This is a genomic window from Streptomyces barkulensis (assembly GCF_002843305.1).
In the GTDB taxonomy this organism is placed as follows: domain Bacteria; phylum Actinomycetota; class Actinomycetes; order Streptomycetales; family Streptomycetaceae; genus Streptomyces; species Streptomyces barkulensis.
Genome location: NZ_PGSG01000013.1, coordinates 1 through 26437, shown reverse-complemented (window position 1 = coordinate 26437; position 26437 = coordinate 1). Strand labels below are relative to the sequence as shown.

Sequence of the window (26437 nt, the reverse complement as noted above, 5' to 3'; positions counted from 1 at the left end):
CCGTACCCGCGCGAGCCGCGCGGGTACGGCGGGCGCGCGCCCGGTGTCCGGCGGGGCCGGCCGGTCCAGCCGGTGGAACGGTTCGCGGATCAGTCCGCGGAGCGTCTCACAGACCGCGCAGGGCGAGGGCGACATGCCGTGCGATCCGCTCCACGGCACCGGTCTCCGCCAGCCCGAAGGCCCGGCGGCCACTGGTGCGCAGCAGCGTCAGCGCGCCGAGCGCCGGGCCTCCCGCGCCGTCGGACAGCGGCACGCACAGCAGCGAGCCGACCTCGGCCCGCACCAGAACGGGGGCCCCGGCACCGTCTTGGCCCAGGAGCCCGGGGTCCTCCGGCCGCACCCGCAGCGTCGTGCCGCCGTGCCGCACCGCGTCCACCACCGGCGGCCAGGAGGACGGGTCCTGCCCGGCGACCGCGTCGCGCAGCCGCCCGGCCGGGGCCAGGACGGCGGCCCGGCGCAGCGCGCCGCCGGGCACGGCGGCGTCGACGACGACCCAGTCGGCGAACCGGCCGTAGAGCGCCTCCGCCACCCGCTGCGGCACCTCCTTGGGGGAGTCGGCGCCGAGCAGCGCCGTCGTCGTCCCGTCCAGCAGATCCATCAGTTCGGCGCCTCGGGCGGCCTCGGACGGGTCGGGGCGCCGCTCCTCGCGCTCCACCGCCGCGACCGCCGCGACCGGCCCGGCGGGGCCGGTTTCGCCGGGCGCGCCGGGCCCGGCCGGCTGGAAGACGGCCAGAACGATCGCGCCCGGCTCGTGCGGGGGGCGCAGCGCCGTCAGGGTGGTCCGCAGCGCGGTGCCGCCGTGCCGCGGCGGGCCCGGCAGACGGACGGTCAGACCGCGGTCGCCCTCGCCGCGGGCGACCGCGGCCACCTGGGAGCGGAAGGCCCCCCGACAGCCGTGGGCCAGGGAGCCGGTCAGCGCCCGCCCGGTGGCGTATCCGGCCCGCATTCCCAGCACCTGCCCGGCGGCGGGGTTGCACCGCCGTACCACCGTGTCCCGGTCCAGCAGGGCCACCGCCACCGGCAGCCGCTGGAACAGATCGCGCAGCAGCCGGTGCTCGTGGTGCTCCTCCGGGCCGCCGCGGTGCCGTTCGGCGGCCAGCTCCTGGTAGCGCGGCCACAGCACCTCGGCCGCGTGGCGGAGCTCCAGGAGCGCGGCCTCCAGGGCGGGGAGCCGGTCGGCCTCCGGCAGGGCAGGCGCCGACCGCAGTTCCTCCACCCGTCGGCGGAAGTCCGCCAGCTCGGTTCCGAACTCCTCCGCCTGCGCCATGTCATCAACGTAACCCGCGGGCAGCCTGCGGTCCTGTCGATCGCGCGGAAAAAATATTACTCATCACTCTTTATTGGGATGATGATGGTGGGAGAGGCCGCGCGGGAGTGGTTCCGGGCGGGCCGCGCCCGCCCGGGACGGCTGAGCGCGCCGGCTGTTTCCCGGCCGCCGCGCGGGGCAGCCGATCCCACGGAACCGGACGTTCGGGAGCCGGCCGGAACCGGCCGGAGAACAGGGAAAGGACCGGGCAGCGCCATGCCGGACCGATGCGACGCGATGCCGTTCGAGTCCGCTCCGCCCCGGCCGGGACCGGAGCCGGAGCCGGCGCTCGACGCCGCCTCGCCCGCCCGGAGCCTCGCCCGGCTGGCCGAGCAGGTCGTCCGCTCCACTCCCGGCTGCTGCGGCGCCACCGCCACCGCCCACACCGGCTCCGACCCGGCCGAGGGCACCACCGCCGTCACCCATCCGGACCTGTCCGCACTCGTCGCCGTCCAGTGGGAGGACGGGGACGGTCCCGTGCCGCAGGCCCTGCGCACCGGCCGCCCCGCCGGCTCGGACGACCTGCTGCTGGACGACCGCTGGCCCGGCTACCGTGCCAGGGCGCTGGAGATGGGGCTGCGCTCCGGCGCCGCCCTGCCGTACCGCCGGGGCGGTCTCACCCTCACCGTCACCGTCCACGGCTTCCGCCCCCGCCCGCTGGAGGAGACCGTCCGCTGCCCGGCGGCGCTTCTGGGCGACCTGGCCGCCACCGGACTGGCCCGCGACCTTTGCCACCGCGCGGCGCTGGCGGAGACGGAGCAGCTCAGGTACGCGATGCGCAGCAGACCCGTCGTGGACCAGGCGTGCGGGATCGTGATGTACGTGCTCGGCTGCGATGCGCGGGAGGCGTTCGACCTGCTGCGCGGGATCTCGCAGCACACCAACCGCAAGCTCTCCGACCTGGCCGCGGCCCTGGTGCGTACCCGGGGCCACGGCATGGAGCAGGAACTCCAGCGCTTCCGGGAGCGGGCCCGGCGGCCCTGACCGGTCCGGCGGAAGGGCCGGAGGACAGCGGCGGAACCAGAACAGCCAGACGGAGCGGCCGGCGGGCCGCCCCCGGACACGGCGGAGGCACGGATGCAGCAGACCCGACCCGACGGCCCCACCTCCACCCCCGCGGCCGTGACCGCACCGGATCCGTGCGGCGCCCGGGACACCGGACACGGCGGACACGGCGGACACGGCGGGGGCGCGTACGGCGCGTACGGCGTTCACGGCGCCGTGGCCGAGGCGGCCTGCGGCTACTGGGGGCGGCGTGGCCTGCCCACCGAGCCCGGACAGGTCGTCGTGGCCCCCACCGCCCCCCTGCTCCTGCTGGCACTGCTCGCCGCCGCCGAGCCCGGAGACGGACACGTCCACGGGCGGGGGGAGGGCGGGACGGAGGACGGCGGCGGGGTGGTGCTGCCCAGGCCGGGCCCGGCCTGGCACGCCGACCAGACACGGCTGCTCGGCCGGCCGCTGCACCCCGTACCCGTGCCGGCCGAGTGCGGAGGGGTGCCCGACCCCTTCGCACTGCTGGAGACCGTGGGCCGGGCCCGCGCCGCCGGCGGCGACCCGCGGGTGCTGCTGCTGTCCGTGGCCGACGGACTGACCGGGACGACGGCGCCGCCCGAGCTGCTGCACGAGGTGTGCGAGGCGGCCGTCCAGGAGGACCTGCTGATCATCAGCGACGAGAGCTGGCGCGACACCTCCCACGACCCCCACGACACGGTGATCGTCAGCCCCGCCGAGATCCTGCACCGGTCCGCCCGCCGCACCGGAGCCGGCACCCACGCCCACGCCCTCCACGACCGTGCCCGCGCCTCCCACGGCCCGCCCGGCGGCGCGGACGAGGGCGGCGCGGACGAGGGCGGGGACCACGACTGCGTCGTGGTCCTCGTCGACCTCGGCGCCGACCCGGAGTACGCCTTCGGGCCGGGCACCGCCGTGGGCGTGGCCCGGCTGCCCGCCACCGCGCGCGGGCGGGAGCTGGGCGAGCGCACCCGCGCCGTCCTGGCAGCCCTGCACGCCCGCCCCCGCGACCGCGACGCCACCGCCGCCGCCGAGGCGCTGGGTGAGGCGGAACCGCTGCGCGAGCACCGCGCCGCCGACAACCGCGCCCACGCCGCCCGCGCCGCCGCGCTCCACCGGATCCTGGCCCGCGCCGGCGCGGTCTGCCGGCCACCGCACGCCGGCCGCTACATCTACCCCGACTTCGAGGCGCTGCGCCCCGCGCTGGCCGCCCGCGGCATCGGGGACGCCCCCCGGCTGGAGGCGGAACTGGTGCGGCGGCTGGGCCCGTACGCCCTGGGCGGCCACCGCTTCGGCGACGATCCGCACGCCCTGCGGGTGCGCCTGTCGACGGATGTGCCGTCCGGCGGCACGCCGGACGGCGGCTCCGCCGGGGCACGGGCATCGCTGGAGTCGGTCCTGCGGGAGCTGACGGACGCGGGCCCGGCGGCCCCCGCCCCGTGAGATCACCGGACACAGCCCCGGACACAGCCCCGGACACAGCCCCGGACGGACACAGATGGGAGCCCCGCATGACCGAGCAGACGGACAAGCCCGCACAGGCCGTACTCGACGCCCCCGCCGCCGGCTCCCCCCGGCGGCCCCCCGCCCTGCCCGAGCCCCGCCCGCTGGGCGAGCGGCGCACCTGGCCGGGCACCTTCGCCGACCGGCTCACCGAACCCCTGCCCGGTCTGCGCTCCCTGTCCCGCATAGCCAGGGAGGGCAGCACGCGCCCCGACCCCGCGACGCTGCGCGAGGTTTCCCTGCTGCCCTGCGAACCGGCCCCCCTGCCGCCCGTCGACGCCGACACCGCCGCCGTCACCTGGGCCGGACACGCCAGCTGGGTGGTGCGCATCGGCGGCCTCACCGTCCTGACCGACCCCGTCTGGTCCCGCCGGATCCTGGGCACCCCGGCACGGGTCACCCCGGTCGGAGTCCCCTGGGAGGACCTGCCGCCCGTCGACGCCGTGGTGATCTCCCACAACCACTACGACCACCTCGACGCCCCCACCCTCAGGCGCCTGCCGCGCGACACCCCGCTGTTCGTCCCCGCCGGGCTCGGAGCCTGGTGCCGCAGGCGCCGCTTCACGTCCGTCACCGAACTGGACTGGTGGGAGGCCGCCGAACTGCCCTCGCCGGGCGGCGGCACCGTCCGCCTCGACTTCGTCCCCGCCCACCACTGGTCCCGGCGCACCCTCACCGACACCTGCCGCTCGCTGTGGGGCGGCTGGGTGCTCACCGACCGCCACGGGCGGCGGATCCACTTCGCCGGCGACACCGGCTACGGCCACTGGTTCACCGAGATCGGCCACCGCTACCCCGGCATCGACCTCGCCCTGCTGCCGATCGGCGCGTACGCGCCGCGCCGGATGCTCCGCCCGGTGCACACCGACCCGGAAGAGGCCGTACAGGCCTGTCTGGACCTCGGCGCCCGCCGTATGGCCCCCATGCACTGGGCCACCTTCCTGCTCTCGGCCGAGCCGCCGCTGGAGCCGCTGAGCCGGGTACGGGCCGCCTGGGCCGCGGCGGGACGTCCGCGCGAGGACCTGTGGGACATGCCGATCGGGGCCTCCAGGATCCTGGACTGACCGGGCCGGCCCCGGCCCCGCCTAGCGCGGGACCCGCACCGGGCGCATCCGCCGCCACGCCGAGGGCGCCGCGCCGACCAGCAGCGTCAGGCCGACCGCCGCGGCAACGCCCTGCCACGGCTCGGGGAACAGCGACCCGCCCAGGATCCCGATCAGCTGGTAGGTCGCCGTCCACACCAGGCAGGCCGGAGCCGCGCCGCGCACGAACCGCCGCACCGGCACCCGCGACAGCAGGCAGGCCACCATCACCGGGATCCGCCCGGCCGGCACCAGCCGGGAGAGGACCAGCACCGTCACGCCGTGCTCGTCCAGCTTCCGCCGCGAGGCCTCCAGCCGCTCCGGATCGGCCCGCCCGCGCATCCGCTCCAGCCAGCGCTCCCCGCTCCTGGAGTGACCGCCGCGCCGCCCGAGCCAGTACAGCAGCAGATCGCCCAGGAATGCGGCCAGCGACGCGACGGCGAACACCAGCAGCAGCGGAAGGACCGGAGGACTGCGGTGGAACGCCACCGCCGACGCCGCGCTGACCAGCGCCCCCGTCGGCACCACCGGCACCAGCGCGCCGAAGGCCACCAGCAGGAACAGCGACGGATAGCCCACCGCGCCGGGCGCCACCTGCCCCGGTATCTCCCGCACCGCGCCCAGCAGCGCCTCCATCACCCCGCCGCCTCCAGCCGTACGCTCTCGCCGTGCCCCAGCCGGTGCACCGCCGCGGCGGGGGCCGAGCGCGCCGCCAGCCGCGCGAACTCGTCGCCGGGGGAGTGGAACTCGTGCGGCCGGACCGCGTCCAGACCGATCGGCCAGTACGTGCCGTAGTGCACCGGCACCGCCAGCGGCGCCCCCAGCCGGGCCAGCGCCTCGGCGGCCCGGCGCGCGTTCATGTGCCCGTCGCCCAGCTTCGGCCCCCAGCCGCCCACGGGCAGCAGCGCCGCGTCCACCGGGCCGACCGCCTCCGCCATGGAGTCGAACAGCCCCGTGTCACCGGCGAAGTACGTCCTGGAATCCCCCTCGACCACATAGCCCAGGGCGGGCGCCAGATGCGGCCCGTAGGGCAGCCGCCGCCCGTCGTGCTCCGCGGGCACCGCGCGGACGGTCACATCCCCGGCCCGCACCCGCTCGCCCACGTCGACCTCCTCGATCCGCAGCCGCCCCGCCAGCCGCCGCAGCCCCGCCACCGAGGCGAGCGCGCCGCGCGGCACCACCACCCGGGTGCCGGGAGCCAGGCGGGCCAGGGAGGGCAGATGCAGATGGTCGGCGTGCAGATGGGAGACCACCACCAGATCCACCCGCGCCGCCGACTCCGGCGGCGGCTGTCCGCGCCGCCTGCGCAGATGGGCCAGCCGCCGGACGAACACCGGGTCGGTGAGCACCGTCACGCCGCGGTCGCGCACCGTCGTCGTGGCATGGCCCCACCACGTGATCTCCGCAGGCACCGGGCCCTCCTTCCCTCCGCCCGCCCCTTCCCCGTACCGATCCTCTCATCACACTCCCGCGCCCCCGGGAGCCTTCGCAAAGTGACCGGACGCGCCCCCGGAAGGGGGAAGCGCTGTGGAAAAGTGGGATGTGCCGGGCCGGGTACGGCGGTCTCCGGCGCGCGGGGAGCATGGACGTCCCCGGCGCGGAGAACGCGGACCGCAGGGGCCCGCGAGGACCCGGCGGGGCCGACCGGGCCCGGCGGGGCCGACCGGGCCCGGCGGGGCCGACCGGGCCCGGCGGGAGCCGGCGCGGGCCCGGCCCGGGGCCCCGGAGGAGGAAAGGCGGACGGCGTGCGGATGGCGGCCTGGCGCAGGGCGGGCGGCGCGGTGCTGCGCGTCCTGGTGGTGTGGGCGGTGAGCACCCTCACCATGCTGGTGCTGGCCGGCGTGCTCCCCGACTTCCGGCTCCAGTCCGCCGACGGCGACAGCGCCACCAGCATCGGGATCACCGCCGCCCTCGGGGCCGGCGCCTTCGGCCTGCTCAGCGCCCTGGTGTGGCCCGTGCTGGTCAGAGCCCTGCTGCTGGTGCCCGCCCTGGTGCTGGGCCTGCTGGTGTTCTTCCTCAACGGCTCGCTGCTGTGGCTGGCACTCGCCCTCCTGCCCGACTACCGGGGCGAGGCCGACCCGCAGACCGCCGTGGTCGTCGCCGCCGCGATGTCCGCCGCCTCCTCGGCGGCCAACACCTTCCTGGCCGTCCGCGACGACCGGGCCTACCGGCGGCGCCTGGCCCGGCTCGCCGACCGCCGCTGGCGCCGCTCCGGGCGCCGCCGGATGCCCGCCACCCCCGGCACCGTCTTCCTCCAACTCGACGGGATCGGCCACGACGTGCTGCGCGACGCGGTCGCGGCGCCCGCCGACGGCGAACCGCTGATGCCCACCGTCGCCGCCATGCTCCGCGACACCCACCGCCTCGTCCCCTGGCACACCGACTGGTCCAGCCAGACCGGCGCCAGCCAGCTCGGCATCCTGCACGGCTCCAACGAGGACGTGCCCGCCTTCCGCTGGTACGAGAAGGAGACCGGCGAGGTGGTGATCAGCAACCGGCCCTCCAGCGCCGCCCGGCTCCAGCGCCGCGCCGCCGAGCACAGCGGCGAGCCCGGACTGCTCGCCCAGGACGGCGCCAGCCGCGGCAACCTCTTCAGCGGCGGAGCCGCCCAGGTGGCCCTGGTGCTCTCCGTCTCCGCCCGCCGCGGCCGGCACAACCGGTCGCGCGCCGGGTACTTCGCGTACTTCTCCGACCCGGCCAACGCCACCCGCACGGCCGCCTCCTTCACCGCCGAGGTCGTCCGCGAGATCGTCCAGTCCACCCGCGCCAGGCTGCGCGGGGACAGCCCGCGGGTGCCGCGCGGCGGGCTCTACCCGTTCATCCGGGCCTTCGCCACCGTCGTCCAGCGGGACGTGGTGGTCGCCTCCGTCCTCGGCGACGTCCTCAGCGGGCGCACCGCCGTCTACGCCGACCTCGTCGCCTACGACGAGGTGGCCCACCACTCCGGGCCGCGCGGCCGCGACACCCACCAGGTGCTGCGGCGGCTGGACCGGTCCGTCGGCCTGATCGCCAATGCCGCCGCCCAGGCCCCCCGGCCCTACCGCCTGGTGCTCCTGTCCGACCACGGGCAGAGCCCCGGCGAGACCTTCGACTCCCGCTACGGGCTCACCCTGGAGGACCTGGTCCGCGCCGGATGCGGGCTGCCGGTCTCCCGGCGGGCCCGGCACACGGCCAGCGGCGCCGAGGCCCGCGCCGCCGCCCGCGCCGCCCTGCACCGGCCCGAGGACGGGCACGGCGCCGAACCCCACTGGCCCGCCCCCACCTCCGACCCGGTGGTGCTGGGCTCGGGCAACCTCGGGCTGGTCTCCTTCCCCGGCATCCCCGGGCGGGCCACCCGCGAGGAGATCGACCGCCGCCACCCCGCCCTGCTGCGCACCCTCGCCAACCACCCCGGCATCGGCTTCCTGCTGGTGGACACCGAGCACCACGGGCCGGTGGTGCTCGGCCCGGGCGACAGCGAACACCGCCTGGACACCGGCGAGATCACCGGCGAGGACCCCCTGAAGCCCTACGGGCCCCGCGCCGCCGCCCTGGTGCGGCGCACCGCGCGCTTCCCGCACGCCGCCGACATCATGGTCAACTCGGCCCTCGACCAGGCCACCGGCGCCGTCCACGCCTTCGAGCAGCAGATCGGCTCCCACGGCGGCCTGGGAGGCGAGCAGTCCCGGGCGTTCATCCTCTACCCGCGCCTGCTGTCCCCGCCGGACGCGGACGGCGAGCCGGTCGGCGCCGAGCAGGTCCACCGGGTGCTGCGCGGCTGGCTGCGCGAGGCACAGGCCGCCCCGGCGGTGACCGCGCCCTTCGTCCCGGCCCGCGCACCCCTGCGCTGACCGGGCCGTTCGCACCCGCCGCGGTCGGGTCCGTACGAGTGGGTCCGTACGAGTGGGCCCGTACGAGTGGGCCACCGAATTCGAATAAAAAGTGTGCCAAGCGGCTTGTCGTATCAACGATGATCAGCCTTCACACGCACCAACGGCAGAACGGGAACCGAGTCCCGGCCGGCCCCGGACCAGGCGGCTACCCGAGCAGCTTCGGCAGCAGGGCCGCCGTCTCGGGGTCGGCCGGGACGAAGGTCTCCATCGCCAGCTCGGAGACGGTCACGTCCACGGGGGTGTTGAAGGTGGTGATGGTGGAGAAGAACGACAGCACGTGTCCTTGGTGCTCGATCACCAGCGGCAGGGCGAAGGGGCTCGCGGTCTCACGCCGTTCGGTGTCCTCCCCGGACACCGGAAGGGCGGCCACCTCCTCGTACAGCTCGCGCAGCGGCGCCGACCGCAGCAGCGCGAGCTGTCGCCGCATCTGCTCCAGCAGGTGCTCGCGCCACTGGGGGAGGTTGCGGATGCGGGGGGCCAGGCCCTCGGGGTGGAGGGTCAGGCGCATGGCGTTCAGCGGCGGGCGCAGAAGGTGTCCGGCCACGCCCTCCAGCAGGGCGGCGATGCCGCGGTTGGCGGCCACCACCTCGTACCGGCCGTCGACCACCAGGGCGGGGAAGGGCTCGTACGCCGTCAGCATCCGCTCCAGGCCCTCGCGCAGGGCGGCCAGCGAGGGGTCGTCCACGGGGGTCTCGGGGTAGTGCGGGGCGTGCCCGGCGGCCAGCAGCAGCGCGTTGCGCTCGCGCACGGGGACGTCGAGGTGTTCGGCCAGCCGGAGCACCATCTCAGGGCTGGGGCGGGTGCGCCCGGTCTCGACGAAGCTGATGTGCCTGGCGGAGGAGTCGGCGCGCAGGGCCAGTTCGAGCTGGCTGAGCCCGGCGCGCTCCCGCCAGTGCCGCAGCAGTGGCCCCACCCCGTTCGCCGGCCTGCCCGTCCCCGTGCTCGTCCCCGTGTCGGCCGCAGCGGATCCCATGCCGCGACCCTAGGCTGGGAGGGTCGTCCACGGGAAGTGAGATTTCGTGCCATGGCGCCCCGACCGCTGACCTCGCAGGAGATCGACGCCGCGCTGGCGGAGCTGCCCGGCTGGGAGTTCGCCGAGGACCGGCTGAGGAGGACGTACTCCTTCGCCGGGCACTTCCCGGCCGCGGCGATGGTGCTCCACGCCGCGCAGATCCAGGAGGAGACGAACCACCACGCGGATCTGCTGCTGGGTTACGACTCGGTGGGGGTCTCGGTGAACACCCACAGCGTGGGCGGGAAGGTGACGGAGCTGGACGTGGGCCTGGCGCGGCGGATCGAGGAGATCGCCCCCTCGCACGGCGCGCGCCCGTAGCCCTGCGTGTCACGTGTACGGCGGAAGCCGCCGCCCGGTCGGCCGGGCGGCGGCTTCCGTTCGTGTCGCGGTGGCGGATCACCGCCTGAGGGTCAGCCCGTGGGCGGAGAGGATTTCGCCGGCCGGCGGCTGGTGGTACGTGGTGCCGCCGGTGCGGCAGTTGCCGGAGCCTCCGGAGGTGACGCCCTGGGCCTGGTCGCCGGAGAAGCGGGAGCCGCCGGAGCCGGTGCCGCCTCAGCCCATCTCGTCGGGGTCGGGGCCCAGCCGGGTGCCGTTGTCCAGGGTGGACAGGCCCGTCATGTCGTCGTCCTCCAGGACGAAGGAGAAGACGTCGATGTTCTCCTCGATCCTGGAGGGGGTGGCGGACTTGGGGATCACCACGTTCCCCGTCTGGAGGTGCCAGCGCAGCACCACCTGGGCGGGGGTGCGGCCGTGCTTGCGGGCGATCTCGGCGATCACCGGGTCCTCCAGCAGCCCCTTGCCCTGGCCCAGCGGCGACCAGGCCTCGGTGGCGATGCCGTGCTCGGCGTGGAAGGCGCGGGACTCGGCCTGCGGGAAGTTGGGGTGCAGCTCGATCTGGTTGACGGCCGGGACGACCTCGGTCTCCTCCATCAGCCGCCGCAGGTGGGTGGGCTTGAAGTTGGACACGCCGATGGCCTTGGCGCGCCCGTCGGCGTGGATCTCCTCCAGCGCCTTCCACGTCTCGACGTACCGGTCCTGCCCCGGCGCGGGCCAGTGGATGAGGTAGAGGTCGACGTAGTCCAGGCCCAGCCGCTCCAGCGAGGCGTCGAAGGCGCGCAGCGCGGCGTCGCGGCCGTGGTCGTTGTTCCAGACCTTGGTGGTCACGAAGAGCTCTTCGCGTGGCAGCCCGGACTCGGCGATGGCCTTCCCGGTGCCCTTCTCGTTCTGGTAGATCGCGGCGGTGTCGATGCTGCGGTAGCCCGAGGCGAGTGCGTGCCCGACGGTGGCGGTGGCCTCCTCGTCCGGCACCTGCCACACGCCGAAGCCGAGCTGCGGCATCCGGACGCCGTTGTTGAGGATGATGTTGGGAACGTTGCTCACGAGCGATCGGTCCTTGTCAGTCGGTTGGCGACACGTGTACCCGGGGTCCCAACGATCATGGCAGCGTTGTCATTCCCGCCTCGCCGAACCCCGTCGCACTCCGCCGTACCCCTGCGCGGCCCTCCGCAGCCCTGCGCGCCCCGCCGTACGGCTCCGGACTCGGCCCGCTCCCCGGCCCGCCCGGTCCAGCCGCCCCGCTCAGCCCTGGTAGAGGGCGTCGATCTCGACCGAGTAGGTCTTCTCCACGACCTTGCGCCTCAGCTTCAACGAGGGGGTGAGCAGCCCCTCCTCCTCGGTGAACCGCGACCCCAGTATCCGGAAGGTGCGGATCGACTCGGCCTGGGAGACCTGGGTGTTGGCGGCCACCACCGCCCGTCTGACCTCGGCCTCCAGATCGGGGTCGCGCACCAGCTCGGCCGGGCCCAGGTCCGGCTTGTTGCGCATGGTCAGCCAGTGGTGCACGGCCTCCTCGTCGAGGGTGACCAGCGCGGCGACGTAGGGCCGGTCGTTGCCGACCACGACGCACTGCGCCACCAGCGGGTGCGCCCGCACCCGGTCCTCCAGCAGCGTCGGCGAGACGGTCTTGCCGCCGGAGGTCACCAGGACGTCCTTCTTCCGGCCGGTGAGCGTCAGATAGCCGTCCTCGTCCAGCGAGCCGAGGTCGCCGGTGGCGAACCAGCCGTTGTGCAGCACCTCGCCGGTGGCGCGCGTGTTGTTCAGGTAGCCGGCGAAGACCTGGCCGCCGCGCAGCCACACCTCGCCGTCCTCGGCGATGTGCACCGTGGTGCCCGGGATGGGGACGCCGACGGTGCCGAAACGGGTCTGCTCGGGCGGGTTGGCGGTGGCCGCGGCGGTGGTCTCCGTCAGCCCGTACCCCTCGAAGACGCGGATGCCGGCGCCGTCGTAGAACAGTCCCAGGCGCCGCTCCATCGCCGAACCGCCCGACATCGCGTACCGGCAGCGGCCGCCGAGGGCGGCGCGCAGCCGGGAGTAGACGGCCTTGTCGAAGAAGCCGTGCTGCATCCGCAGGGCCGCACCCGGGCCGCGCCCGGTCCCGAAGGCCTTCTCCTCCATCGCCTCGGCGTAGCGGACTGCCACGTCCACCGCCCTGTCGAACACCTCCAGCCTCCCCTCCGCCTCGGCCCTGCGCCGCGCGGCGTGGAAGATCCGCTCGAAGATATAGGGCACGGCCAGCACGAAGGTGGGCCGGAAGGCCGCCAGGTCGGGCAGGAGGGCGGTGGCGGTCATGTTGGGCTGGTGCCCGAGCCTGACGCCCGCGCGCACCGCCCCGACCTCGATCATCCGCCCGAAGACGTGCGCGAGGGGGAGGAAGAGCAGGGTGGAGGCCTGCTTCCCGTCCCCGGAGGGGAAGAGGGCCTCGTAGCGCCGGACGATGTTGTCGCACTCGGCCATGAAGTTGCCGTGGGTCAGCACACAGCCCTTGGGGCGGCCGGTGGTGCCGGAGGTGTACAGGACGGTGGCGGGGGTGTCCGGGGTCAGCGCGAGCCGGTGGCGGTGCACCACGTCGGCGTGGAGATGCGCCCCGGCGGCGGCCAGCGCCCCCTCGGCGCCCGCGTCGAGCTGCCACAGCCGCTTCAGGCGCGGCAGCCGGTCGATGACCGAGCCGACGGTCATCGCGTGGTCCTCGTGCTCCACGACGGCGGCCGTCACCTCCGCGTCGTGCAGCATCCAGTGGACCTGCTCGGCCGAGGAGGTGGGGTAGACCGGCACCGGCTGGGCGCCCACCGACCACAGGGCGAAGTCGAACAGCGTCCACTCGTAGCGGGTGCGCGACATGATCGCCACCCGGTCGCCGAAGCGCACGCCCTCGGCGAGCAGCCCCTTGGCCAGCGCCAGCACCTGGTCGCGGAACTCCCCGGCGGTCACGTCCCGCCAGGTGCCGGAGGCGTCCTTGCGGGCCATCACCACCTGGCGCGGGTCGGCGTCGGCACGGTCGAAGACGGCGTCGGCCAGCCCTCCGGTCTGAGGCTCCGTGGCCAGGGCCGGGACGGTGAACTCGCGCACGTGCCGCTCCTCGTCGCGCTGTGCCATGGGGGACTCACAGCGAGGTGACCGTATCGGATCCGCGGGGTGCCCAGGAAGGGAGGTGATGCGGCCCGGCGGGGTAAATACGGTCACTTCGGGACGCCCGTGCCGGGCCGTCACCGTTCATCCCGGTCCTCTCCACCGGATCTCCCGTGCGGTTCCCCCCTCTTGTGCGGTGGGACGTGGCCGCCGGGGCGGCGGTTCCCGGGCACTGCTTCCGCCCGCCCGTCCCGCCGCCGTCAGGCCCGCCGGGCGCCGAGCGCGACGCGGTGCTCGCCGGCGTAGACGTTCATCGACGCCCCCCGCAGGAAGCCGACCAGGGTCAGCCCCGTCTCGGCGGCCAGGTCGACGGCCAGGGAGGAGGGTGCGGAGACGGCCGCCAGCACGGGCACCCCGGCCATCACCGCCTTCTGCGCCAGCTCGAACGAGGCCCGCCCCGACACCAGCAGCACCGTACGCGACAGCGGCAGCTCCCCGCCGGTCAGGGCGCGTCCGACGAGCTTGTCGACGGCGTTGTGGCGGCCGACGTCCTCGCGCAGGTCCAGCAACTCCCCCTCCGGCGAGAACAGCGCGGCCGCGTGCAGGCCGCCGGTGCGGTCGAACACCCGCTGGGCCGCGCGCAGCCGGTCGGGCAGCGCGGCCAGCACCTCCGGCTCCAGCGGGGGGAGATCCCCCGTGATGGGCCAGCGGGAGGTGGTGCGCACCGCGTCCAGGCTGGCCTTGCCGCACAGCCCGCACGAGGAGGTGGTGTAGACGTTGCGCTCCAGGGTGATGTCGGGGACGGTCACCCCGGGGGCCAGGCGCACGTCGACGACGTTGTAGCTGTTGCGGGTGGTGCCGTCGGCCTGCTCGGTGGCCCCGGCGCAGTAGACGATGTTCGCCAGCTCCTCCGGGCCGCCCAGCACCCCCTCGCTGACCAGGAAACCGGCGGCCAGGGCGAAGTCGTCGCCGGGCGTGCGCATGGTGACCGCCAGCGGCTTGCCGTTCAGGCGGATCTCCAGCGGCTCCTCGGCCACCAGGGTGTCCGGGCGCTCGCTCACCGCACCGTCGCGCAGACGGACGACGCGGCGGCGTTCGGTGACTCGGCCCATGAAAGATCAGTCCCGTCTCGAAGTGGTGCTGTACGGCCGCGGCTCCTCGGGCCGGGCCCGAGGTCCCATTGTGCGCCGCCGACGGTCCCCCGGGCGCCGGGAGGCTCAGCCGGTGAGGCGTCCGGCGAGCCGGCGGGTCGCCGGCGCCGGGACCGTCCCCAGGAGGTCGTGGAGCAGTTCCTGCAACTGCCGGTAGCTGCGGACCGCCTCGGCCCTGCGCCCCTGGCGGTCGAGGGCGTGCAGCAGGACGCGCCAGGCCCGCTCGCGCAGCTCGTCCACGGCGATGACCTGGCGGGCCCGTTCCTCGGCCTCCTCGGCACGGTCCGCGGCCAGCAGCGCGCTCCCGTGCTCCTCCAGCGCCCACAGCCACCGTCCGGTGAGCCGTTCCCGCTCGCGGTGGGCCCACTCCTGGTGCCAGTCGGGCAGGAAGGGGCCGCGGTAACAGGCGACCGCCTGCTCGCAGGACTGCCAGCGCGGCGCCCCCTCCTGCCGGCGGGCGCGGTCGACCCAGTGCTCGAATCGCTGTACGTCACTGGTGACCCGTGCCCCGGGCGAGAGGCCGTAGCGCCCGGCGCGGTGGGTGATGTAGTCGGCCCTGGGGTGCCAGGCCGGGCGCAGCGCCGAGCGCAGGAGCCGTATCGTGGTGCGCAGCCGGGCCTCGGTCCTGGCCGGGTCCTCGCCGGGCCACAGGAGCTCGATGAGTTCGTCGCGGGTGGCGCCGCCGGTGTGCGCGAGGCGGAAGAGGATGAGCTGCGCGTGCAGAGAACTCCAGCGTTCGGGGAGTACGAGCACCCCGGACAGGCGCACTTCGGAACCGCCCAGGCAGCGCAGGCCGATCTCGGGCAGGGGCTGGTGCCCGGCGTCGGAGATCGCCTCGGCGGCCATGCCGCGGATCCTTGCGGTGGGGTCCCGGTGGCCGGCGAGCAGCTCGTACGCCCACGCCTCCCGCTGTCTGCCGAGCGCCCTGACCGCCCATTCGCGGACCCGCTCGTCGGGTGAGGCGAGCAGATCCGCGGCCAGGGGCGCGAACGCCTGGGCCCAGGCCGTTCCCAGCGGGTCCGGGAGCGGCAGGGTGGCGGCCCCGTGCTCGATCGCGGCGGGCAGCAGCCCCCCGAGCCGTTCGGTGATGGAAGCGGTCAGCCCCGGATAGTGGCACATCTGGGTGAGGAGGTGGCCGACGTGTTCGCACAGCGTGCCCCGGTCGCCCTCGGCGTGGGCGAGGGCGGCGGCCGCCAGCCTCCACCGCAGCTGCTGGTGCGGGTCGCCGTAGCGTTCGAGGAGGACGCCGGCCTCCTCCAGAGCCGCCCTCGCGTTCGCCGGGTCGGCGAGCCCCGCGTAGGCGACGAGATGGACCGCCAGCGTCCACAGGTCCTGCTGCATCCGTGCCACGTCCACCGCCGAGCGCGCGGTGCGGGCCGCGCTCAGCAGGCTGCGGGAGGCCTCCACTTCCGCCTGGGCCATCAGCACGTCGGCGCCCAGAAGCGAGGAGCAACCGGAGTCCAGTTCCCGCAGGGAGCGCCGGCAGGCGTCGTGCGCGGCCTCCGTGTCGCCCTGGTGGAGCAGGGCGACGGCACGGTTGTACTGGGCGAAGCCGACGATGTGGGAGACGGGCGGACTGCCACTGTGGCGCAGCGCCCACTGGGCGTGGTCCAGGGCCTCGGCGTGCTGCCCGCTCCAGTTGAGCACGAAGGCCAGGCAGTTGTGCGTACGGGCCAGGCCCAGGCGCAGGCCGTGCTGCCGGGCGATGTCGACCGCCTCGCGCAGCAGCGCCCCGGCGTTGTCGAAGTCCCCCCGCCGCAGGGCGACGAGAAGGGCGGTGTTGGCCAGCACGTGCCGCTGTCCTTCGGCGTCCGCTCGGAGCTGGAACACGCGCAGCTGCCTTCGCAACAGCCCCTCGGCCTCGTCCAGCCGCCCCTGCCCGCTGTGGACCAGCGCCAGCCCCTCCCGTAACTCGTCCCAGTCGCGGTGCTCCTCGTCGGTGTCCGCGAGCAGCCGCCGGGCGGCCTCGAGAAGCCGCCCGGCGCCGGGGATGTCCCCGCGGTACCAGCTCAGGACGCCCTGCGCGGTCAGCACCCGGGCGCGTTCGTTCGGGTGGCCGGCGCGCTCGGCGAGCCGGTGCGCCCGCTCGTAGCAGAGCGCCGCCCGCTGCCATTGCGCCAACTCGGTCCAGGCCTCCCCGGTGCGCAGCGCCAGTTCGATGTCGTCCGCGCTGAGATGCGACGGGATCCGCTCCACCAGCCCGACGAAGGTGTGCGCCTCGCCGCGGTCGCACAGCGGCTTGGCGAGGTTCTTCAGCAGGGCGACGGCTTCGGGGAAGTCGCCACTGTCGATCGCGTGCCTGCACCGGGTCGTCTCACGCACGACCAACGGAGTCTCCTCGTAGCCGATCACGGCGCGTCGCTCCCCTCTCCGACACGGCTGTGACGGGGGACTGCCCCCAGGTCACGGGTCGGACGCGTGGTTTCACTCTCGTTTCATCGCCGGGCGCCACGCTCTGAGCGTAGATGTCGTGCCCGCGCCATGCGTAGAGGGCGAATCCGCGCATGCCCGGGCCGCGGCCGGTTCCCCGACGAAAGCGAGCCGTCACCGTGACAGATCTCCCACCGTCGCCGTTACCGTCACCGCCGACCGGGCCGGACGCGCCGTGACCGCGACGAGCGCCCGCGCCCGAGGGCCGCGGCTCCGCCGCGTCCTCGGTGTCCTCGGACTGCTGCTCACCCTCGCGGCCACCACGACCGCGCCCGCCTCCCCGGCCCCCGCACCCCCGCCGCGGCCCGAGCCGGGACCGGCCACCTCACCCGGCCCCCAGCGCACACCGGCCCAGGCCCACCACTGGCTGGAACTCAGCGGCAACACCGCGGGCGACCAGTGGCGCGGCACCCAGCACATCGCCTTCACCAACACCGGGGGCACGCCCCTGGACCGGATCTGGCTGCGCCTGTGGAGCAACGGCATCCACGGCTGCGCGGCGACCGACCCGATACGGGTCACCCGGGTGACCGGAGGGACGCCCGGCCCCCTCGCCCAGGACTGCACGGCCCTGCCCGTGGACCTGCCCGCCCCGCTGGCCCCCGGCGACGCCACGGAGATCTCCTTCCACCTCGCCATCGACGTGCCCTACCAGCACCAGCGGTTCGGCAGGGTCGGCGACTTCTCCTACCTGGGCAACGCCGTACCCGTCCTGGCCGTGAGGGACGCCGGCGGCTGGCACCTGCCGCCGTACGTTCCCGAGGGCGGCAGCTTCGGGGAGAGCTTCTTCTCCCTGACCGCGGACTTCACCGTCACCCTCGACCACCCCAGCGCCCTCGCCGTCCCGGCCACCGGAACCGTCCAGAGCACCCAGAGCGCCGACGGCCGCACCGTCACCCGGATCCACGCGCCCCGGGTCAGAGACTTCGCCTTCGCCGCCGGACCGTTCCGCGAGGTCACCGCGGTCACCCGCACCGGGGTCACGGTGCGCGGCTGGGCCACGCCCGACGTCACCTCGGCGCAGGCGCGGTCGGTGACCGCGACGGTGGGCGGCGCCGTCGACTTCTTCTCCGACAGCTACGGCGCCTACGCCCACGGAGAACTGGACGCCGTCATCAGCGGCGCGTTCACCCCGCAGGGCGGCGGCATGGAGTACCCGGGATTCGTCCTCACCGAACCCACCGGATCCGTCGCCGCCCACGAGACGGCCCACCAGTGGTGGTACGGCATGGCCGGAAACGATCAGTACCACCATCCCTGGCTCGACGAGTCGGTGGCCCAGTTCGCCACCGACCTGTACCTGAACCGCCGGCGCGACTGCAGCCCGGTGAGCGGCTGGCCGTCGGCCTCCGCCCGGGTCGACGCCGGCATGGACTACTTCGCCGGTAATTACGCCGAATACGTCCCCACCGTCTACCACCAGGGCGTGTGCATGCTCCACGACGTGCGCGCCACCGTCGGCGCCGAGGGACTGCGCCTGGCGCTGAGCGACCTGATGGCCCGCAACCGGTACGGCGTGGTCGAGCCCGCCGAGTTCCGGCAGACGGTGCAGGAGCACAGCCGCACCGACCTGGACCCGCTGTGGCAGCGCTGGCGCAGCGACCGCGGCTGACCGCGACCGAACCACCCGGGACGACCCGGGAGAACCCCGAAGGCACGACGAGAGGAGACCAGGTGACATCTGACCGCGCACACCGCAAAGGGCGCTTCGCGCCCTTGTGGACCAGACTCGGCTGGGCGGCCGTCATGGCCCTGCTGGCCGCACTGCTCGCCCCGGCGGCGCAGGCGTCCCATTACCACACCGGTTCCACCCAGAGCCATCTGCACAACATGCACTACAACACCGTGAACTCCGGCGGACCCGGCACGTACGACGAGCAGTACTGCGGCCAGGTGCACTCCAGTTCCTACCTGACGCACAGTCAGGCCACGAACTTCCTGCAGAACACCCTCACCGGCCAGGGCGACCGCGACTGGGACGGCACCGGCGACTACCGGATCGACATGTGGCTGGCCCCCAACCCCTGCACCTCCTACCCCTCGGCCGAGCGGGCCGGCATCGAGATGGAGTACCACTACGCAGCCGACTGGAGCAGCGTGTGCGGCGGCAGCTACGGCTACTACAACTGCGCCGTGGACCAGAACCCCGTCTACAACTCCGCCTACGGACACACCGACTACCGCTGGAACGTCATCTACCTGGTCGACAGCTCCGGCGGTCAGCTCGACAACCGCGGACGCGCCTTCATCAACCACGAGACCGGGCACTCCTGGGGCCTGCTCGACCCGCGCTGGGACGGTGACTGCCACACCCCGAGCATCATGCACGGCAGCTACACCTACGGCTGCACGAACTGGCAGAACTGGTGGCCCAGCAGCTACGACTACAACTCCGTCGTCACCGTGATGAACGGCGTCTGACCTCCGGCCGAGCGGAAGTGGGATTCGACATGCTTCGACGACTGCGCGACAGCAGGACGAACAGCGAGAGCGGTGACAGGGGGAACAGCCGGAGGAACACCAGGAGCAACAGCCGGAGGAAGGCGGCCCTCCACCTGGCGGCCATGGCCGGGGTGCTCGCACTGGCGGGCGGCTTCGTCGCCCAGAGCGCCTCACCCGCCCACGCCGAGCTGACCCTGGAAGGCGGACTGCTGGTCAGCACCCGCGAGGACTTCCGGCTCTGCGTGAGCACCACCGGAGAGCTCGACAACCCCCGGCAGGCCCGCGCCGAACTGGTCTCCGGACTCGCACAGGTGCAGAAACACCCCGACTGGGAGGCGGCGTTCGGCGCACCGCCGGCGCGGGCCGCCGTCGCCGCCGCCGACACCTGCCCCTCGGTACGGCTGCCGGAGAGCGTCGAGCGCACCACGATCGTGGGCCCCGGCGTCACCGAGGACCCCACCCCGTACCGCACATGGGTGCACATCCTCGACGAGCGGACCGCCGACCGCGTACTGGGCGCCGGGGTCCAGGCCGCCACCGCCCCCGCGGAGATCATGTTCGACGCGGACCGGCGCGGTGCGACCGTGTCCACCGCCGTCCTCGTCCGTGCCGGGCACCTGGACGACCAGACGTTCCGCAGGGGCCTGCTCACCGAGGGGATCGGTCTGCTCCCGACGGTGAAGGCCCCCGACCTCTCGGCGTCCGTCCACTCCGTCAAGGGCGCCCCCGAGACGGACGAGGGCGCGGACAAGGGCGGTGAGAGATGAGCCGGCTCCCCGTCCCGCGCCGGCTGCTGACCGCGGTGGCGGTGGCGGCACTGACCCTGTTCGGCGCGTTTGCCTCCACGGCCGCCGCCACTCCCCGCGGCGGGCAGGACGCGCCCGCCAGCGTCGGCGCTCCGGCCGACTCCGCAGGCCCGGCCGCCCGGGAGGTGGGCGCCACCGCCACGACCCGCTCGATCAGCTGCGCCGGGGCGGGGCGCGCGGCGGGGTGGCGGGGCGACCAGCTGGTGCTCGCCGTGGCGATCGCCCTGGCCGAGTCCGGCTGCACCCCGGGAGCCACGGGATACAACGGCCCGACCACCGGCTGCCCCTACGGATCGGCGGACCGGGGCGCGTGGCAGATCAACGACTGCTACCACTCCGACGTCTCCGACGCGTGCGCCTACGACCTGCAGTGCAACGCCGACGCGGCCTACCGGATCTACGGCTGGAGCGGCGGCTTCACTCCGTGGACCACCTACAACACCGGCGCCTACCAGGCGTACTGGAGCGAGGCCGAGGCCGGCGTCAACGCCCCGTCCGGCAACAACACCTACACGGTGCGCACCGGCGACGGCACCGGCTACGTCAACCTGCGCTCCGGCCCGGGGACCGGTTACTCCGCCGTCGGCCGGGTCCAGGACGCCGACACCGTCCGGATCAGCTGCTACTCCCTCGGCACCACCCACGTGGGTCCCTGGGGCAGCTCGAACCTGTGGAACAGGCTCACCAGCGGTTCCTGGATCAGTGACGCGTTCGTCTACACGGGCTCCGCCGACCCCGTGGTCCCGCGCTGCTGACCTTCCACCGCCCGGACACCACCGGCCCGGAGGCGGGCCGGTGGTGTCCGGGCGTACGCGGTTTCTCACCTGCGGTGAGAGCCCGCGCGATCTCCCCGCACCCCGCCGGACCACGGCTTATGCATGTGAGAGGCACCGCGAAAACTTGGTATGGTGTTCCCGTCGCCGCGGCCGGAAGGCCGCGGGTCGCACACCGGTCCGGGTGGCGGAATGGCAGACGCGCTAGCTTGAGGTGCTAGTGCCCTTTATCGGGCGTGGGGGTTCAAGTCCCCCCTCGGACACCAGTGGAAGCCCCAGTCGATCTGGGGCTTTTCTGTGCTTCCGGCTGTGGCGTGACCAGCTCCTTCGCTCCTCTTCGTGTACCTCCCTCGTGGTGTCCTCGCCCCGGTGCTTGGCAAGCCGCCCGTCCATGAGCTGTCCCATGGCCATGTCGGAGCGGAACGTGAGGGCGCCTGCCTCATGGTCGCGTGCCACTTCGGTGAGAGCACTTGGGAAGGACGCAGGGGCGCGGAAGCCGGACGCCAGCCCCCGGCAGCCCGGCAGCGGGAAGCCCACCGGGCTCCGGGATCAGTTCGTCACGTCAGGGGGCAGCGGGGAATTCTTCGGCTACCGCGTCCATCAGGAGTTCATCGCAGGGCCGACCGCGCCAGTAGCCGGACTGCCGCAGGCGCCCGGCGGGTTTGAACCCGGCCTTCTCATAGGCGGTGAGCCCCGCCGCATTCGGCTCCAGCACCTTCAGCCAGACCATCCGCAGGGCGGCGTACTCGAACGCCCACCGCAGCGTCAGGGCCGTTGCCTCTGTGGCCAGCCCTTGGCCCCGGGCTTCCGGTGCGAGCAGGATGACGTACTCGGCGGTCCGTACGGCTGAGTCGATCTGGAGCGTTGTGAGACCGACCGGAGTGCGCTCCTCGGTGGTGATCACCTCGAACTGGGGGAAGTCCCGGTTCCGTCCGGTCGCTTCCCATCCGCCGGCACGGACCTCCCAGGACTGGGGGACCTGGGTGCCGAAGCCCAGGATCGTGCCGGGGTCGTTCTCCCAGCGGTGGTAGTCGGGCAGGTGGTCGCGGTCCGGCATGGCCAGGCTGACGCGCTTGCCCGGGAGCAGGATGTACGGGTCGGTCATCGATACCTCTTCGACGCTGGTTCTGTTCCGTTGATGGGGGAGTAGTCACCAGTCTGGTCCGGTTCTTCGACAGGCCGGCCGTGAACGTCACAGATCCACGCGTGCATGCGTATCGGATCGGTGGCGACGCCGTGCCGCCAGGCTCCTCCACGGCCGCCGATCGCCAGCAGGAGCGCGGCTGTCGTGGACTCTTCCAGGCATGCGACACGGGCGGGGAACAGGCGCGCGGCCCAGCGGACCGACCGGACCGCCAGACCGGCGTGCGCCCGGGTCGGGCCAGGGAGGTTGCGGCCCACTTCCGCCAGCCGTACCAGGCGACCGAAGCGCGTGCGCCCTCGTCCCAGATGACGTGTTACGAGGGTGCCCGCGAGAAGCACGCTCGCCGCGATGCGCCACGACCACGGGGGCGGCGCCGGAGCGTCCAGCCGAGCGGATGACTCACTCGTCCCCCATGAGGTTTCCGAGGGACGGACCGTGACGGGGGCGGGTGCTTCGCCGCGTTCCAGGCGGTCGAGCCAGCGCGAGAGGGAATCGCCGGTAAGGACCATGGTTGTTCCGGTTCGGTAGTTGACGACTACGCCCGCCGCCCCTGTCAGTGCGGTACGGGTGTGGCGGCTCGGAGCGGGGACGTTCACGGCCTGTCCTCCCAGCGGACTCGATCGGTCGCGGTGTCGCCGGCACGTAGCCATAGCTCGGTACCGAGCAGTGGTTCGAGCAGTCCCCATGGAACGTCCACGCCGAGCACGGCACGCCGGAGAAGCGAGCGGAGGACTTCCGGACGTACAAGGCCGAGGTCCGCCAGGTGCCCGTCAGCCAGCTCCAGGACGTTCGCCTCGTTGGCTCGCAGTCCGTGGTGGTGGTCCACCGCGAACAGCCCTTTGGAGCCACGCCGCACAACGAAGAAGGCGCTGGCCCAGACCGCCCTTGCCTCCGGGCAGTCCTACCGGCGCAGGGGCGCTGTGCTGGCCGATCTGGCCGCCGTGGGCGCGAAGCGGCGTGACCCCGAACAGGTCGTGGCGTACGGACGGGAGGCCATCCGGTTGGCCCAAGCATCATCGTCCGGGTACGTCGCCCGTAGACTCCAAGCCCTGTGCGATGAGTTCGGCCCCCTGAACAGGGACCGCCGGGTAGCGGAGCTGGGGGCGGAGATCGCCACGCTGAGCACGCCGTGACGAGAGGGGTTGGCATGTCGCAGGTCGAAGGCGCACGAGTGTTCCGGGAAGCCTGGATCGAAGGAGTGCACCGCCACTTCCCGGGGGAGCCGAAGCCCGGGTACGTCACCCCCTGGGAGGACACACCGGTGTGGGAGCGCGAGGCCGCGGGTGCCGTATACGAACAGGTCCGCCAGTTCATCGAGGTCAGTGGCGGTCACACGGCCAAGCTGTCCCGGGAGCAGAAGGGCCGGTTCGTGGCGGTGTGCTGGACGGCGCAGATGTTCAAGCACTTCGCGGACCCCAAGCCGGGGTACGTCGCCGACTGGGCCGACCTCCCGGCATGGCAGCAGGAGACTGACGCCGATATCTTCGAGGTCATCGAAAAGTCCTGATCAGGGCAGGCTCGCGAGGTGGGCGCCTGACACCCGACAGGCCCCCGGACACAGCACGGAACCCCGCAGCCTCGTCGAGGCAGCGGGGTTCTCGCGTCCACGGGCCTGTCGGGTGTCAGGCGTCCCGCTGCGGGGAGGCCGGCCCGACGAACTCCGCCCAGGCCTCGCGCGACACCGTGAGGACCGGCCCGGCAACGGCCTTGGAGTCCCGGACGTGCACAGCGGCCGTGCCGGCCGCGACCTCCACGCACTGACCGCCCTCGGCTCCGCTGTAGCTGCTCTTGAACCAGGCGAGACCGGAGGCGACGGTCGAGGACTCAGTGTTGGTCATAGCGATCCCAGCACCCCTTCGATGAACTCCAGCGACTCTCGCGGACTGAGAGCCTGAGACCGAATGATCCCATAGCGCGCGTGCGCGAGAGCCGCTCGTTCCTGGTCGGTCTGAAGAGCGCTGGTCCCCTGGGCCTCGGTGTACATGAACTTCCTGCCGTCCTTGCGCGTGACGACCGTGAACGGCCCGTCCACGCCCGAACTCTCCTCACAGTCGAGCGGCATGACCTGAAGTTCGACGTTCCTCTTCTGGCCGGTCAGGAGCAGGTGCTCCAACTGTCGGCGCAGAACGTCCCTTCCGCCGTACCGGCGTCGCAGCACCGACTCGTCCATCACGAAACTGAGCAGCGGCGCGGGCCGCCGGTCCAGGAGTTCCTGGCGGGCCAGCCGCGCGGCGACGCGCAGTTCGATGGTCTCCGGGTCCAGCGGCGGGCGCCTCATGCCGAGCAGCGCACGCATGTACTCCTCGGTCTGGAGCAGGCCGTTGACCACGAGCGTGTCGTACATGACCAGTTCGATGGCCTCCTTCTCCAGCGCCGCCATCCCCTGGAAGAAGAGCGGGTACTGAGCCCGCTCCACCTCCTCCTTCCACAGGCTCAGCAGCCCGTCGGCGTCCAGAACTTCGTCCGCCCGCTCGATCGTCCGGGGCGACGGAATCCTCCGCCCCTGCTCGAACGAGGCGACCGTCGAGGCCGAGTAACCGATCCGCTTGCCGAACTCCTCGCGCTCCAGGCCCTGTCGGGACCGCAGGGCCTTCATGGTCCGCCCGAACGCGGTGACGACACCGCGTCCGCTCTCGTCCTCCGGCCGCCGCCCGGGCCCGTCGTCGCCTTCCCAGCCGTCACCGAAGTTCACGACCGCCCCGCCACTCGGGGCGGTCTCCCCGTCCGTACGCTCAGTCATCGAACATCACCTCACCGGGCCAACGCGCTTACCCGGAAGGCGGTCACGCCGCATGCCTCGTACTCGCACGCGTACCGCGCGTACAAGCGGCCCGCGAACCGCGTCACCACTGGTCGCGCCGCGCCGCCACGGGGACCGTGGTGGCCATGACGAGCAAGCCCGGCAGCCCCGTTGACGCCACCCGTCCCACCCGCCTCGCCGGCCCCGGCGACCGCGTCTTCGGGATGCGCTTCACCTCCACGCCCAGAGGGGCCCGTCTCGCCCGGCACCTGGTCGCCGTCCGCCTCGACGCCTGGGGGATCCCGTACGGCACCACCGCGCACGAGGAGATCGTGCTGATCGCCGCCGAACTCGCCGCGAACGCCGTGCGGCACGGGCACGTACCCGGCCGGGACTTCCACCTCCGCCTGCACGCACCGGCCGGTGGCCGGTGCGTGCGCGTCGAGGTCACCGACACCCGCGCCGAACGCCTGCCGGTGCGCCCCGCCGCCCCGGACGCCGAGTGCCCGCAGGAGTCGGGCCGTGGCCTGCTCCTGGTGTCGGAGCTGGCCGCGCGCTGGGACTGGCATCCGCGCCGGGACGGGCCGGGCAAAACCGTCTGGGCGGAGTACGCCCTGGGGGAGCGGTGAGCACTCATGTAGATCTGCTGCACGGGTGATCCGGTGGTGCAATCCACGGTTGAGGTGCGTGGCCATCTCGCCGACATCATCAACCGTGCCCGGCGGGGGAGACTCCGGCGACCACAAACCGGCGCGGCAAAGAGGAAGGCGTGGTGATCGACATCGAGGAGCATCAGCGTCTGCGCCGGATCGCCGAAGACGTCGAGGATGCATGGCTCAACCGGCTGGCCGACGAGGCCGAGTCCGAAGGCGTGGAAGGGGCGGTCTCACTTCAGGAGATGGCGGCGCTGCTCCGCGCCGACGAGGACTGATCCATGAGGTGTGCAACGCCCTTCATCCCTTCATCCCGTACATGCAGCGGGACATGCTGAAGACCCTGCGCGCCGACGCCGCGCGTCTTCTGCACCGCCTCGCCGAACTGCTGAAGGCGATGGACTCGGGGGACACCATGGCGTTCGACATCAAAGCACTGCAGGGCCACAGCGCCAGGTGGCGGCTCAGGATCGGTGACTACCGCGTCGTGTACACCGTGGAGGACGGCCAGTTGATCGTGTGGGTCCTGGCCGTCGGGAATCGTCGCGACGCCTATCGCAGGATTCCCTGAACTCATGTTTTACCGGGATGCGCGGGCCGGACGGGGCTCTCCTGAAGCTTCCCCGTGTTCTTGGACACCTGGAAACTGGGACGTGAGAGCCCAGAGGAAGCAGTGCCAGGTGGGAAGCAAGTACACGAAGCGGTACTCGGACGAGTACAAGCGGGACGCGATCGAGCTCGTGCGGTCGTCGGGCCGGACGGTGACCGAGGTCGCCCGGGAGCTCGGGGTCAGCTCGGAGTCCCTGCGGGGCTGGGTGAAGAAGGCCCGCGCCGCTCAGGACACCGGATCCGGTCCCGTGGCCGGGCGGGCCGGGCAGAGTGCCGACGACCGGGACGAGGAGCTGAAGCGGCTGCGGAAGCTGACCGCTGAGCAGGCGAAGACGATCGAGATCCTGAAAAAAGCGACGGCCTTCTTCGCGAAGGAGAGCGACCGGTGAGCGCGATATGCCGGTTCATCCACGCGGAGAAGGCGAACTACCCGGTCACGCTGCTGTGCAAGGTGATGAAGACCGCGCGGTCCACGTACTACGCGTGGGTGGCCGG

Annotated in this window: 27 protein-coding genes, 1 tRNA gene and 1 pseudogene; 16 read left to right on the top strand and 13 right to left on the bottom strand. The window is 73.5% G+C overall.

Annotation, left to right across the window (positions count from 1 at the left end):
• Window positions 1-106 precede the first annotated feature (106 nt).
• The gene (locus CUT83_RS03550; RefSeq protein ID WP_101254406.1) at window positions 107-1267 is read right to left on the bottom strand and encodes a PAS domain-containing protein; all 1161 of its coding nucleotides are present in this window, start codon (window positions 1265-1267) and stop codon (window positions 107-109) included.
• A 255-nt stretch (window positions 1268-1522) separates the two neighbouring features.
• Between CUT83_RS03550 and CUT83_RS03545 the strand changes: the two genes are divergently transcribed.
• From CUT83_RS03545 to CUT83_RS03535, 3 genes are all read left to right on the top strand, one after another.
• Window positions 1523-2290 carry a GAF and ANTAR domain-containing protein gene (locus CUT83_RS03545; RefSeq protein WP_240957570.1) on the top strand — a complete coding sequence of 256 codons (768 nt, stop codon included), beginning with the start codon at window positions 1523-1525 and terminating at the stop codon, window positions 2288-2290.
• A 93-nt stretch (window positions 2291-2383) separates the two neighbouring features.
• Entirely contained in the window at window positions 2384-3760 is a 1377-nt protein-coding gene (locus CUT83_RS03540) for an aminotransferase class I/II-fold pyridoxal phosphate-dependent enzyme (protein ID WP_101254405.1), read from the top strand.
• 68 nt (window positions 3761-3828) lie between these two features.
• Window positions 3829-4884, top strand: a complete 1056-nt coding sequence (locus CUT83_RS03535; RefSeq protein ID WP_101254404.1) for an MBL fold metallo-hydrolase — start codon at window positions 3829-3831, stop codon at window positions 4882-4884.
• Window positions 4885-4905: 21 nt separating this feature from the next.
• Here the strand turns inward: CUT83_RS03535 and CUT83_RS03530 are convergent, their stop codons facing one another.
• Both CUT83_RS03530 and CUT83_RS03525 read right to left on the bottom strand, forming a co-directional pair.
• Window positions 4906-5538, bottom strand: a complete 633-nt coding sequence (locus tag CUT83_RS03530; RefSeq protein ID WP_101254403.1) for a DedA family protein — start codon at window positions 5536-5538, stop codon at window positions 4906-4908.
• A complete protein-coding gene (locus CUT83_RS03525) occupies window positions 5538-6314 on the bottom strand; it encodes an MBL fold metallo-hydrolase (protein WP_101254429.1) in 777 nt (258 codons plus the stop codon). The genes CUT83_RS03530 and CUT83_RS03525 overlap by 1 nt, the downstream gene beginning before the upstream one ends.
• 339 nt (window positions 6315-6653) lie before the next feature.
• Between CUT83_RS03525 and CUT83_RS03520 the strand changes: the two genes are divergently transcribed.
• Window positions 6654-8732 carry a phage holin family protein gene (locus tag CUT83_RS03520; protein WP_240957578.1) on the top strand — a complete coding sequence of 693 codons (2079 nt, stop codon included), beginning with the start codon at window positions 6654-6656 and terminating at the stop codon, window positions 8730-8732.
• Window positions 8733-8919: 187 nt separating this feature from the next.
• Here CUT83_RS03520 and CUT83_RS03515 read toward each other — a convergent pair whose 3' ends face one another.
• Window positions 8920-9747, bottom strand: coding sequence for a helix-turn-helix domain-containing protein (locus CUT83_RS03515; protein WP_101254402.1), 828 nt, complete (start codon window positions 9745-9747; stop codon window positions 8920-8922).
• A gap of 51 nt (window positions 9748-9798) precedes the next feature.
• On the opposite strand from CUT83_RS03515, the gene CUT83_RS03510 reads away from it, so the two are divergent.
• Window positions 9799-10107 (top strand): 4a-hydroxytetrahydrobiopterin dehydratase, encoded by a 309-nt coding sequence (locus tag CUT83_RS03510; protein ID WP_101254401.1) that lies wholly within the window; start codon window positions 9799-9801, stop codon window positions 10105-10107.
• An 87-nt stretch (window positions 10108-10194) separates the two neighbouring features.
• On the opposite strand, the pseudogene CUT83_RS30700 reads toward CUT83_RS03510, so the two are convergent.
• From CUT83_RS30700 to CUT83_RS03485, 5 genes and pseudogenes are all read right to left on the bottom strand, one after another.
• A pseudogene (locus CUT83_RS30700) lies at window positions 10195-10329 on the bottom strand (S1 family peptidase); the annotation flags it as partial.
• Window positions 10330-10341: 12 nt separating this feature from the next.
• On the bottom strand, window positions 10342-11169 hold the full coding sequence (locus CUT83_RS03500) for an aldo/keto reductase (protein WP_101254400.1): 828 nt from the start codon (window positions 11167-11169) through the stop codon (window positions 10342-10344).
• Between the two features lie 198 nt (window positions 11170-11367).
• Window positions 11368-13194, bottom strand: a complete 1827-nt coding sequence (locus tag CUT83_RS03495; protein ID WP_101254427.1) for an AMP-dependent synthetase/ligase — start codon at window positions 13192-13194, stop codon at window positions 11368-11370.
• A 260-nt stretch (window positions 13195-13454) separates the two neighbouring features.
• Window positions 13455-14306 carry a formate dehydrogenase accessory sulfurtransferase FdhD gene (gene fdhD / locus CUT83_RS03490; protein ID WP_101254399.1) on the bottom strand — a complete coding sequence of 284 codons (852 nt, stop codon included), beginning with the start codon at window positions 14304-14306 and terminating at the stop codon, window positions 13455-13457.
• Between the two features lie 105 nt (window positions 14307-14411).
• Window positions 14412-16667 (bottom strand): ATP-binding protein, encoded by a 2256-nt coding sequence (locus CUT83_RS03485; RefSeq protein WP_143688485.1) that lies wholly within the window; start codon window positions 16665-16667, stop codon window positions 14412-14414.
• A 283-nt stretch (window positions 16668-16950) separates the two neighbouring features.
• Here CUT83_RS03485 and CUT83_RS03480 point away from each other — a divergent pair, with 283 nt between their 5' ends.
• The 5 genes from CUT83_RS03480 to CUT83_RS03460 all read left to right on the top strand — a co-directional run bounded on the left by CUT83_RS03480 (window position 16951) and on the right by CUT83_RS03460 (window position 21062).
• Complete coding sequence (locus CUT83_RS03480; RefSeq protein ID WP_158238962.1) at window positions 16951-18387, top strand: M1 family metallopeptidase; 1437 nt, start codon at window positions 16951-16953, stop codon at window positions 18385-18387.
• 62 nt (window positions 18388-18449) lie between these two features.
• Complete coding sequence (locus CUT83_RS03475) at window positions 18450-19196, top strand: hypothetical protein (RefSeq protein WP_143688484.1); 747 nt, start codon at window positions 18450-18452, stop codon at window positions 19194-19196.
• Between the two features lie 29 nt (window positions 19197-19225).
• Entirely contained in the window at window positions 19226-19984 is a 759-nt protein-coding gene (locus CUT83_RS03470) for a hypothetical protein (RefSeq protein WP_143688483.1), read from the top strand.
• Window positions 19981-20778 (top strand): hypothetical protein, encoded by a 798-nt coding sequence (locus CUT83_RS03465; RefSeq protein WP_101254394.1) that lies wholly within the window; start codon window positions 19981-19983, stop codon window positions 20776-20778. Before CUT83_RS03470 ends, CUT83_RS03465 begins: the two co-directional genes overlap by 4 nt.
• Window positions 20779-20974: 196 nt before the next feature.
• Window positions 20975-21062: transfer RNA gene (locus tag CUT83_RS03460), tRNA-Leu, on the top strand.
• A gap of 296 nt (window positions 21063-21358) precedes the next feature.
• Here CUT83_RS03460 and CUT83_RS03455 read toward each other — a convergent pair.
• On the bottom strand, window positions 21359-21901 hold the full coding sequence (locus tag CUT83_RS03455; protein WP_101254393.1) for a GNAT family N-acetyltransferase: 543 nt from the start codon (window positions 21899-21901) through the stop codon (window positions 21359-21361).
• On the bottom strand, window positions 21898-22449 hold the full coding sequence (locus CUT83_RS03450) for a lasso peptide biosynthesis B2 protein (protein WP_240957576.1): 552 nt from the start codon (window positions 22447-22449) through the stop codon (window positions 21898-21900). The genes CUT83_RS03455 and CUT83_RS03450 overlap by 4 nt, the downstream gene beginning before the upstream one ends.
• Window positions 22450-22737: 288 nt before the next feature.
• Here CUT83_RS03450 and CUT83_RS03445 point away from each other — a divergent pair, with 288 nt between their 5' ends.
• Window positions 22738-23073 (top strand): tetratricopeptide repeat protein, encoded by a 336-nt coding sequence (locus CUT83_RS03445; RefSeq protein ID WP_338104124.1) that lies wholly within the window; start codon window positions 22738-22740, stop codon window positions 23071-23073.
• A gap of 14 nt (window positions 23074-23087) precedes the next feature.
• On the top strand, window positions 23088-23447 hold the full coding sequence (locus CUT83_RS03440; protein WP_101254426.1) for a hypothetical protein: 360 nt from the start codon (window positions 23088-23090) through the stop codon (window positions 23445-23447).
• Window positions 23448-23562: 115 nt separating this feature from the next.
• On the opposite strand, the gene CUT83_RS03435 is transcribed toward CUT83_RS03440, so the two are convergent.
• Complete coding sequence (locus CUT83_RS03435) at window positions 23563-23778, bottom strand: DUF397 domain-containing protein (protein ID WP_101254390.1); 216 nt, start codon at window positions 23776-23778, stop codon at window positions 23563-23565.
• Entirely contained in the window at window positions 23775-24680 is a 906-nt protein-coding gene (locus CUT83_RS03430) for a helix-turn-helix domain-containing protein (protein WP_101254389.1), read from the bottom strand. Before CUT83_RS03430 ends, CUT83_RS03435 begins: the two co-directional genes overlap by 4 nt.
• 146 nt (window positions 24681-24826) lie before the next feature.
• Between CUT83_RS03430 and CUT83_RS03425 the strand changes: the two genes are divergently transcribed.
• From CUT83_RS03425 to CUT83_RS30255, 4 genes are all read left to right on the top strand, one after another.
• Window positions 24827-25309 (top strand): ATP-binding protein, encoded by a 483-nt coding sequence (locus CUT83_RS03425; protein ID WP_101254388.1) that lies wholly within the window; start codon window positions 24827-24829, stop codon window positions 25307-25309.
• A 143-nt stretch (window positions 25310-25452) separates the two neighbouring features.
• Window positions 25453-25611 (top strand): hypothetical protein, encoded by a 159-nt coding sequence (locus tag CUT83_RS31490; protein ID WP_338104123.1) that lies wholly within the window; start codon window positions 25453-25455, stop codon window positions 25609-25611.
• Between the two features lie 41 nt (window positions 25612-25652).
• The gene (locus tag CUT83_RS03415) at window positions 25653-25904 is read left to right on the top strand and encodes a type II toxin-antitoxin system RelE family toxin (RefSeq protein WP_101254425.1); all 252 of its coding nucleotides are present in this window, start codon (window positions 25653-25655) and stop codon (window positions 25902-25904) included.
• Window positions 25905-26013: 109 nt separating this feature from the next.
• Window positions 26014-26331 (top strand): transposase, encoded by a 318-nt coding sequence (locus CUT83_RS30255; RefSeq protein ID WP_173915017.1) that lies wholly within the window; start codon window positions 26014-26016, stop codon window positions 26329-26331.
• The last annotated feature ends 106 nt before the right edge of the window (window positions 26332-26437 follow it).

Coding starts and splice junctions, on each gene's coding strand:
- CUT83_RS03465 (WP_101254394.1), top strand. CDS start 19,981: ATGAGCCGGCTCCCCGTCCCGCGCCGGCTGCTGACCGCGGTGGCGGTG.
- CUT83_RS03425 (WP_101254388.1), top strand. CDS start 24,827: ATGACGAGCAAGCCCGGCAGCCCCGTTGACGCCACCCGTCCCACCCGC.
- fdhD (WP_101254399.1), bottom strand. CDS start 14,306: ATGGGCCGAGTCACCGAACGCCGCCGCGTCGTCCGTCTGCGCGACGGT.
- CUT83_RS03550 (WP_101254406.1), bottom strand. CDS start 1,267: ATGGCGCAGGCGGAGGAGTTCGGAACCGAGCTGGCGGACTTCCGCCGA.
- CUT83_RS03545 (WP_240957570.1), top strand. CDS start 1,523: ATGCCGGACCGATGCGACGCGATGCCGTTCGAGTCCGCTCCGCCCCGG.
- CUT83_RS03450 (WP_240957576.1), bottom strand. CDS start 22,449: ATGGTCCTTACCGGCGATTCCCTCTCGCGCTGGCTCGACCGCCTGGAA.
- CUT83_RS03530 (WP_101254403.1), bottom strand. CDS start 5,538: ATGGAGGCGCTGCTGGGCGCGGTGCGGGAGATACCGGGGCAGGTGGCG.
- CUT83_RS03430 (WP_101254389.1), bottom strand. CDS start 24,680: ATGACTGAGCGTACGGACGGGGAGACCGCCCCGAGTGGCGGGGCGGTC.
- CUT83_RS03515 (WP_101254402.1), bottom strand. CDS start 9,747: ATGGGATCCGCTGCGGCCGACACGGGGACGAGCACGGGGACGGGCAGG.
- CUT83_RS03440 (WP_101254426.1), top strand. CDS start 23,088: ATGTCGCAGGTCGAAGGCGCACGAGTGTTCCGGGAAGCCTGGATCGAA.
- CUT83_RS03510 (WP_101254401.1), top strand. CDS start 9,799: ATGGCGCCCCGACCGCTGACCTCGCAGGAGATCGACGCCGCGCTGGCG.
- CUT83_RS03520 (WP_240957578.1), top strand. CDS start 6,654: ATGGCGGCCTGGCGCAGGGCGGGCGGCGCGGTGCTGCGCGTCCTGGTG.
- CUT83_RS03535 (WP_101254404.1), top strand. CDS start 3,829: ATGACCGAGCAGACGGACAAGCCCGCACAGGCCGTACTCGACGCCCCC.
- CUT83_RS03470 (WP_143688483.1), top strand. CDS start 19,226: ATGCTTCGACGACTGCGCGACAGCAGGACGAACAGCGAGAGCGGTGAC.
- CUT83_RS03540 (WP_101254405.1), top strand. CDS start 2,384: ATGCAGCAGACCCGACCCGACGGCCCCACCTCCACCCCCGCGGCCGTG.
- CUT83_RS03415 (WP_101254425.1), top strand. CDS start 25,653: ATGCAGCGGGACATGCTGAAGACCCTGCGCGCCGACGCCGCGCGTCTT.
- CUT83_RS03455 (WP_101254393.1), bottom strand. CDS start 21,901: ATGACCGACCCGTACATCCTGCTCCCGGGCAAGCGCGTCAGCCTGGCC.
- CUT83_RS03435 (WP_101254390.1), bottom strand. CDS start 23,778: ATGACCAACACTGAGTCCTCGACCGTCGCCTCCGGTCTCGCCTGGTTC.